At 72.5% G+C, this 5543-nt stretch carries 6 protein-coding genes; 2 read left to right on the forward strand and 4 right to left on the reverse strand.

What is annotated here, in order from left to right; all coding sequences use genetic code 11:
- On the reverse strand, positions 1-392 hold a 392-nt coding region (locus tag VFZ39_RS02870), incomplete at its 3' end, for an alanine racemase (protein WP_330864218.1).
- Complete coding sequence (locus tag VFZ39_RS02875; RefSeq protein ID WP_330864219.1) at positions 389-1777, reverse strand: bifunctional ADP-dependent NAD(P)H-hydrate dehydratase/NAD(P)H-hydrate epimerase; 1389 nt, start codon at positions 1775-1777, stop codon at positions 389-391. The genes VFZ39_RS02870 and VFZ39_RS02875, both read right to left, overlap by 4 nt.
- 150 nt (positions 1778-1927) lie before the next feature.
- On the opposite strand from VFZ39_RS02875, the gene VFZ39_RS02880 reads away from it, so the two are divergent.
- Positions 1928-2851 (forward strand): hypothetical protein, encoded by a 924-nt coding sequence (locus VFZ39_RS02880; protein WP_330864220.1) that lies wholly within the window; start codon positions 1928-1930, stop codon positions 2849-2851.
- 36 nt (positions 2852-2887) lie between these two features.
- Here the strand turns inward: VFZ39_RS02880 and VFZ39_RS02885 are convergent, their stop codons facing one another.
- Positions 2888-3241, reverse strand: a complete 354-nt coding sequence (locus VFZ39_RS02885; RefSeq protein WP_330864221.1) for a holo-ACP synthase — start codon at positions 3239-3241, stop codon at positions 2888-2890.
- 13 nt (positions 3242-3254) lie between these two features.
- A complete protein-coding gene (glmS, locus tag VFZ39_RS02890; protein ID WP_330864222.1) occupies positions 3255-5099 on the reverse strand; it encodes a glutamine--fructose-6-phosphate transaminase (isomerizing) in 1845 nt (614 codons plus the stop codon).
- 42 nt (positions 5100-5141) lie between these two features.
- On the opposite strand from glmS, the gene VFZ39_RS02895 reads away from it, so the two are divergent.
- Positions 5142-5543 (forward strand): type I pantothenate kinase (locus tag VFZ39_RS02895; protein ID WP_422656602.1); only part of this gene is annotated, 402 nt, incomplete at its 3' end.

Below are 5543 nucleotides of genomic sequence, written 5' to 3' on the forward strand. Positions count from 1 at the left end.
CGGGACAGCCCCGTGTCGACCTTGATCTGCACCCGCGCGGGGACGTCGCGGACGGCCGCGACCACCTCGGCGAGCTCGGCCTCGGTGTAGACGGTGAGGTCGATCCCGGCCTCGATCGCGGGCGCGTAGTCCTCCCCCGGCACGGTGAGCCAGCACAGGACACGGCCGGTGTCACCAGCCGCTCGGAGCTGCAGCGCCTCGTCGACCGTGGCGACGCCGAGCCAGCCGGCGCCCCCCTCGCGGGCTGCCTGTGCGGACGGGACCATGCCGTGGCCGTAGCCGTCGGCCTTCACCACGGTCATGACGTCGACGCCGGTGTGCTCGCGGAGAAGCGCGACGTTGTGCCGGATCGCGGGCAGCTCGACGACGATCTGCGCTCGCGGCCGGGTCATTCCCCGGATTCTTCCATCCCGATCAGCTGACGGACCGTCTCGGGGAGGGCGCGCGCCACGTCGCCCGCGCCGATCGGCCCCCCGCGGGAGGCCAGGGTCGCCGCGGCACCGTGGAGCCAGCTGCCCACCGACGCGGCGTCGTACGGCGTGAGTCCGGCCGCCATCAGCGAGCCGATCAGACCGGCGAGCACGTCACCGGCGCCGGCGGTGGCCAGCCAGGGCACGCCGGTCGTGGTGACCCGGACGCCTTCGGAGCTCGCGACCAGGGTGTGCCTGCCCTTCAGGAGCACGACTGCGCCGTACCGCTCGGCTGCGGCGCGCGCGTGCGCGAGCGGCCGAGCCTCGATGTCGGTCCGCTCGACGTCGGTCATGGCGGCGAGCTCGCCCGCGTGCGGGGTGAGCACCGCGGGCAGCGGCAGCGGCGCCGGCACGTGCTTCAGGGCGTCGGCGTCGATCACGACCGGCACCTCGTCGCCGAGGGCGGCCGCGAGGTGATCCTGGGCCTCCGCATCGGTACCGGAGCCGACCACCCACGCCTGGACCCGACCCTCGCCGACCACCTCGGGCCTGATGGTGCGGACCTGGTCGGCTGCGGCCCCGACGTACCGCACCATGCCAGCGAGGCCGCTCGCGGCGCCGGCGACGCACAGCTCGGCCGCGCCTGGGTAGGTCGCGGACCCGGCGCGGACGCCGACGACCCCGCGGGTGTACTTGTGGGAGTCCGACGCCGGCCGGGGTAGCAGCCGTCGTACGTCGGTGGGCTGGAGCGCCTCGACCGCCGGCTCGGGCAGCGTCAGGCCGAGGTCGACGAGATGGGTCACCCCGCATGCGCTGGCCGCGGGGTCGACGAGGTGCGCGACCTTGTCGGTGCCGAACGTGACCGTGAGGGTGGCGCGTACGTGAGGCCCGGCCACCTCACCGGTGTCGACGTCCACGCCGCTGGGGGTGTCGACCGCGACGATCGGAACGCCGTCGAGCCGGTCGAGCGCCGCGACCGCGTCGGGCCGCAGCCCCGGTCGGCCGCCGATCCCGACGATCCCGTCGACGGCCGCGTCGGCGCGAGTGTCCTCGCGCGGCTCGCCCACCCGGCCACCGGCTCGCCTCAGTGCGGCCAGCCCGCCTTCGTGGACCCGCTCCGAGAGCAGCCACGCCTCGACCCAGGCACCCCGCCGAGCCAGCGCCGCCCCGGCGTACAACGCGTCGCCGCCGTTGTTGCCCGGCCCGACCAGCAGCACCACCCGCCGGCCGTAGGCACCCCCGAGGAAGTCGATCACCGCGTGCGCCAGCCCGGTCGCCGCCTGCTGCATCAGCGCCCCCTCGGGCAGGGTCGCCATGAGCGCCGCCTCGGCGGCTCGGACCTGCTCGACGGTGTGCGCGCGGCGCATGCGCCCACGTTATCCGCGGCGCCGGATTATCCGCGGCGTGTGCCTCACAGTGCGCCATAGCGCACTCTCAGGCACACGCCGCGGGAGGGGAGGGACGACCTGTGGATGACCCGGCCCACCGGTCGCGGATCCAGGGCACGCTCCGTGGGCATGACCGAGTTGGATGTGCTCATCGAACGGCAGTGCGGCCTGGTGGCGCGTCGCCAGCTGCTCGCCCACGGGACCGACCGGTTCGGCGTCCGCAACCAGGTGTCGGCTCGGCGATGGGTGGAGCGCACCTCGCGAGTCATCAGCACCACGACCGGCCCGCTGTCCCCTGAACAGCTGTACTGGCTGGCCGTCCTGCATGCCGGCCCGCGCAGCCTCCTGGGAGGGCTGACTGCCGCAGCGGTCCACGGGCTTCAGCGTTGGGAGCGGGACGTGGTGACAGTCCTCGTCGACGACGAGCTCGACTTCGAACCGGTCGACGGCGTGCGCTTCTTCCGGTCCCGTCGAGCATTCGAGCTGCTGCGCCACCCCAGCTCGAACCTGCCCGTGGCGCAGGTCGAGCCGGCCGTGCTGATGTGGGCGGCGTACGACGCACCGCCGCGGGCCGCACATGCAGTACTGGCGGCGTCGGTCCAGCAACGGCTCACGACGGCGGCGCGGTTGCTCGAGTGGACCTACCTGCTCAAGCCACTGCGCCGGGCTCCGGCGTTCCGCGAGACTCTCGCGGACATCGATGGCGGTGCCCACTCGGGGGCGGAGCTCGACGTCGCCCGGATGTGCCGGGGGTTCGACCTGTCGCCACCTGCCCGTCAACGCGGGCGCAACGATCACGCCGGGAAGCGGCGCTGGACCGACTGCGAGTGGGACTTCCCCGACGGCTCCGTGCTGGTGCTCGAGGTCGACGGCGCGTTCCACATGGAGGTCGAGCACTGGGACGCCGACCTGAAGCGGTCTCGCCGGATCACGAGACCGGGCCGGCGGACCGTGGTGCGTTGCTCGGCGTACGAGGTGCGGCACGAGACGGTCGAGCTGGTCGCCGACCTGTTGGCTCTAGGAGTGCCGCGTGCGCCTCAGCGTGCGGCATAGCGCACTCTCAGGCCCACGCCGCGGACCGGGACCCGGCTACGACTCGAGCACCACCACGGCCGAGGCGATCCCGGCATCATGGGAGAGAGACACATGCACGGATCGGACGCCGAGCAGGTCGGCGCGCGACAGCACCGAACCGCGCAGCTCGAGCAGCGGGCGGCCAGACGACTCGGAGACCACCTCGGCGTCGTGCCACGCCATCCCGACCGGGGCGCCGAGTGCCTTGGCCAGTGCCTCCTTCGCGGCGAACCGGGCCGCGAGCGACGCGGGTGGGCGGGACGCCTCGGCGGGAGTGAAGAGTCGCTCGCGCAGGCCCGGTGTGCGTTCCAGCGACGCCATGAACCGCTCGATATCGACCACGTCGATGCCGACGCCGATCACCGCCATCAGGCCGGGCCGCCTACTCGACCGTGACGGACTTGGCGAGGTTGCGGGGCTGGTCGACGTCGTGGCCGAGAGCCGTGGCGAGCTCGCACGCGAACAGCTGCATCGGGATCACGGCCAGCATCGGTTGCAGCAGCACCGGCACCCGCGGCAGCTCGATCAGCTCGTCGGCGTACGGCCTGATCGTGCTGTCGCCCTCCTCGGCGAGGCAGATCGTGTGGGCGCCCCGAGCCCGGATCTCCTGGATGCCGCTGACCATCTTGTCGTGGAGCTGGTCGCGACCTGCGGGTGGTACGACGCACAGCACCGGCATGCCGGACTCGATCAGGGCGATCGGACCGTGCTTCAGCTCACCCGCCGCGAACCCCTCGGCGTGGAGGTAGGCGAGCTCCTTGAGCTTGAGCGCCCCCTCGAGCGCGACGGGGTAGCCGGCGTGGCGGCCGAGGAACAGCACCGAGCGGTCGTCGCGGTGGGTGCGGGCCAGCTCGTAGATCCGCTGGTCCTGGTTGAGCACCCGACGGATCAGGTCCGGCATCTGCTCGAGCTGGTCGACCACCTGGGTGATCTCGTCGCCGTACCGGGTGCCCTTCACCTGCGCGAGGTAGAGCCCGAGCAGGTAGCACGCGACCATCTGGGTCATGAAGCCCTTGGTCGACGCGACCGCGATCTCCGGCCCGGCGTTCGTGTAGATCACGGCGTCCGACTCGCGCGGGATCGTGGAGCCGTTCGTGTTGCAGACCGCGAGCACCCGCGAGTGCTGCCGCCGCGCGTGCCGGATCGCCTGCAGCGTGTCGGCGGTCTCACCGGACTGGCTGATCGCGACCACGAGCGTCGACTGGGTGAGGATCGGGTCGCGGTAGCGGAACTCCGACGAGAGCTCGACCTCGACCGGGATCCGGGTCCAGTGCTCGATCGCGTACTTCGCGACCATGCCGGCGTAGAAGGCCGTTCCGCACGCGATCACGATGATCTTGTCGATGTCGCGCAGGTCCTGTTCGGCGAGCCGCATCTCGTCGAGCTGCAGCTCACCCGACGTCGTACGCCGGCCGAGGAGCGCGTTCGCCACCGCCTGCGGCTGCTCGTAGATCTCCTTGCGCATGAACCAGTCGTGGCCGTCCTTCTCGGCGGCCGACAGGTCCCAGTCGACGTGGTAACGGCGCCCCTCCGCGGGCGTGCCGTCGAAGTCGGTGACCGACACGCCCTCGCGGGTGATCGTGACGACCTGGTCCTGGCCGAGCTCGAGCGCCTCGCGTGTGTGCTCGATGAACGCGGCGACGTCGGATCCGAGGAAGTTCTCCCCCTCCCCGATGCCGACGACCAGGGGCGAGTTGCAGCGCGCGGCGACGACCCGGGACGGGTCCTGTGCGTCGACCGCGACCAGCGTGAAGGCGCCGGTCAGCCTCCGGCAGGTGGCCTGCATGGCGGTCGTCAGGTCGCCTCCGCGCCCCAGCTCCAGCTCGAGCAGGTGGGCGGCGACCTCCGTGTCGGTGTCGGACACCAGGTCGTGGCCCGCGGCCTCGAGCTCGGTCCGGAGCGCCGCGAAGTTCTCGATGATCCCGTTGTGCACCAGCGCCACCCGGCCGCCGCTGCCGAGGTGCGGGTGGGCGTTGCGGTCGGTCGGCGGACCGTGAGTGGCCCAGCGGGTGTGCCCGATCCCGGTCGTCGACGGCGGGAGCGGGCGGTCCGCGATCGCCTTCTCGAGGTTGGCCAGCTTCCCGGCGCGCTTGTCGGAGGCGATCGTGCCGTCGGTGACCAGCGCGATGCCGGCGGAGTCGTAGCCGCGGTACTCGAGGCGTCGCAGCCCCTCCAGCACGACCCCCTGCGCCTGCTGGGGGCCGACGTAGCCGACGATTCCGCACATGACGTGGAGTGTAGGGCGGGGGCGGCTGCAAGAATGCCGCGCATGTCTCCGAACGGCGGGTCGGGCGGCCCCTCGGACACGGGTCGTGAGCCGTCGCCGTACGTCGAGCTCGACCGCGATGCCTGGGCCGCGCTGGGCCGCGAGACCGCGAATCCGCTCGGCGCCGAGGAGATCGCCAACCTCCGCGGCCTCGGTGACGCGCTGGACCTCGACGAGGTCGAGCAGATCTACGTCCCGATCGCCCGGCTGCTCAGCATGTACGTCGCGGCCGCCGGCCGGCTCCACCGCGAGCAGGAGGACTTCCTCAACCAGCCCCAGCCGCAGCGCACGCCGTTCGTCATCGGCCTGGCCGGGTCGGTCGCGGTCGGCAAGTCCACGACGGCCCGCGTGCTCCAGCAGATGCTCGCCCACTGGCCCGAGCACCCCAACGTGGCGCTGGTGACC

Origin of the sequence: Nocardioides sp. (genome assembly GCF_036374615.1) — a bacterium.
GTDB lineage: Bacteria > Actinomycetota > Actinomycetes > Propionibacteriales > Nocardioidaceae > Nocardioides.